Origin of the sequence: Myxococcus vastator, from assembly GCF_010894475.1 — a bacterium.
GTDB classification, from domain to species: Bacteria; Myxococcota; Myxococcia; order Myxococcales; family Myxococcaceae; genus Myxococcus; species Myxococcus vastator.
Genome location: NZ_JAAIYB010000743.1, coordinates 1 through 2,351 on the forward strand (window position 1 = coordinate 1; position 2,351 = coordinate 2,351).

Consider the following 2,351-nt stretch of genomic DNA (forward strand, 5'->3'; position numbering starts at 1 on the left):
TAGGAGACAGGAGGGGTACGAGGAGGAGAGCCGGGGCGCCCCCGTGGTGAGCGGAGCGCCCCGGTGGAGGGGCCGAGTGAGGCCCAGGTCACCCCGTGGGTGACGGGCTAGCAGTTGAAGATGGCGGGGTTGGTGTCGTCGCAGTCGAAGCGCTGGGTGGCGTAGCCAGCGGGCGCCTCACACGCGAAGCGGTAGATCGGGCTGCTGACGCCGTAGCCATCTCCGTCCGCGTCCCGGTAGAAGCGGCCGCGGTTGTCATACAGGTACTCGGGCACGATGCCGACCGAGGTGGTGGGCGCGCTGATGTTGATTTCGTAGGTGTGGCCGACCGTCAGGTCGAACACCCGCGCGTGGTGCAGCGTGCAGGTGCCCTCGGTGATGCCGTCGGTGCTCACCAGCGCCGTCAGCGTGACGTTGGGCGTGACGCTTGTGTCCACCGCGGTGATGGTGACGTTCTGCGTGGCGTAGAACGCGACGGACTCAACGGTGGAGCTGGGCGACGTCCGCGCCACGGGGATGTAGGTCACCGTACCCGCGCCGCCGCCGGACAGCGCCACGGTGTAGTGCGTGTGCTGGGGGCTGATGTTGGGCGCGCCGCTGGTGCCGTTCACATTCACGTTGTCGCCAGGGTTGGACGCGTGGGCGCACGCATGCGTCGTCATGGCCGTGTTGTCCACGCTGGTGCAGGTGGCCTCCAGGGGCTGCTCCTGCTCCGACGTGAAGTCCTGTCCCGAGTCGTCCATGGGGCCGCAGGCGGCCAGCGACAGGCCGAGGAATGCACTGAAAAGGGTCCGCTGGGTCAGCTTCATGATGAGGCTTCCTTTCGTGAGCCGGGCTCGAAGCCGCGAGCGCCGGTAGTCGCCACTCATGACGCATTAGTAACTAGGTTGCAATAACGCGGAAGGTCGGTTCGTCCCGGAAGCCTACTGGAGGTGCTCGATGACCATGTGGAGCTCGGGCAGGGACGTGGGGCCGAGCTGGAGCGTGTACTGGACGCGGTCCGTGAGCTCGTAGCCGACCATGTGCTTCAGCCCGTCGCAGAAGCCGCCGGTGGCCTGGGCGCCGGCCTGGGGCACGGTGGCGCTGATGGCCGTCTCGGTGAGGGTGACGGGCACGTCCGGGCTGCTGAGGTAGACGACGAAGTTGCCGGTGGCGAAGGCCTTGTAGCTGAAGGTCCCCACGTACTGGCCGTTCTCCGGGAGGAGCTTCACCGTGTAGTAGGTGTGGAAGTCGTCCACGCGCGGATGGCGGGTGGTGGTGGCGTTGACGGTGATGAAGGGGCCGTTCGTCACGTGCCAGCAGGCATGCTCGCCGTCGTCGCCGAAGTCGAAGCCGTCGCTGGGGACGTAGTCAGGGTCTGGCACGCAGGCCAGGCCCTCATCGGCGGCCACGTGGCCCTTGTTGCAGTGGCACCAGTCGCCGGTGGGCTCCCGGTGGATGTGGCCGTTGGGCTCGCAGGGGTCGCCTTGCTCGACGGGGGGCGGCTCTTCGTCACCGCCACAGGCGACGGCCGCCGCGGCACACGCGGCCAGGAAGAGGACTCGGAGGGTCGGGCGCATGGGGTGCTTCCTATATGCTTCCTGGATTCAAATGCAACTCAGGTGCATATGTCGCACGGGCGCGAACGCGCGAAGGCCCACGGCGGGAGGAGGAAGCTCCCGCCGTGGGCCAGCAAGACGCTCCGCCGGTCAGGTCAGTGGTGGTGACCCGCCTCCTCGATGATGAGGGTGAAGGCGGCGTTGGAGGGGCGGATGGAGCGGAACTCCAGGTAGTACTCGGTGTCGGCCTCGAGGTCCGCGATGGTGGCCTTCTTCAGGCTGGAGCAGACCTCGGTGGGGACGGTGTAGCGGCACTCGCGGGCGACCTCGGTGCCGGTGGCGGCCTCGAAGATGCGCAGGCCGCGGTTGCGCGACAGGATGAAGGCGAACTCACCCGACTCGTCCGGGAGGAAGGAGACGCGCCCGGCGTAGTTCCACGGCGAGCGCTGCGGCAGGGTGACCTGGTAGGCGGTGTGGGCCTGGCTGACGTCCACGAGGACGGGCGCGCCCAGGGCGGCGGCGGTGACGGGCGCGAAGGGACCGTACTCGGCGTGGTAGCACGCGTGCTCGACGACGTGCTCCAGCTCCTCGGGCTCCTCGCAGGAGGGGAGGGCGTTGAACAGGGCCTCCTCGCTGCTCTCCAGGGAGGAGGCCTCGGGAGCCTCGGGGGCCGCTTCCTCGACGGGGGTGCCGCAGCCGGCGAGCAGGACGGCCACGCTGGTGGCGAGCAGGGACTGCTTGAAGGGGAACTCCAGCTTCATGGTGATTGCTCCTTGGAGGGATACTGCGGGGTGACAGGTGTGGGCGTTCAGG

The 2,351-nt window shown here is 68.3% G+C and carries 3 protein-coding genes; all 3 read right to left on the minus strand.

Features of this window, described 5'->3' with window-relative positions; all coding sequences use genetic code 11:
* Nucleotides 1-107 precede the first annotated feature (107 nt).
* The 3 genes from G4D87_RS36785 to G4D87_RS36795 all read right to left on the minus strand — a co-directional run bounded on the left by G4D87_RS36785 (nucleotide 108) and on the right by G4D87_RS36795 (nucleotide 2,350).
* Nucleotides 108-869: a hypothetical protein gene (locus tag G4D87_RS36785; protein ID WP_163787443.1), complete on the minus strand. Its 762-nt coding sequence runs from the start codon at nucleotides 867-869 to the stop codon at nucleotides 108-110.
* 54 nt (nucleotides 870-923) lie between these two features.
* Nucleotides 924-1,559 carry a hypothetical protein gene (locus G4D87_RS36790; RefSeq protein WP_163787444.1) on the minus strand — a complete coding sequence of 212 codons (636 nt, stop codon included), beginning with the start codon at nucleotides 1,557-1,559 and terminating at the stop codon, nucleotides 924-926.
* A gap of 134 nt (nucleotides 1,560-1,693) precedes the next feature.
* Nucleotides 1,694-2,350, minus strand: a complete 657-nt coding sequence (locus tag G4D87_RS36795) for a hypothetical protein (protein ID WP_240358912.1) — start codon at nucleotides 2,348-2,350, stop codon at nucleotides 1,694-1,696.
* Nucleotide 2,351: the final 1 nt, after the last annotated feature.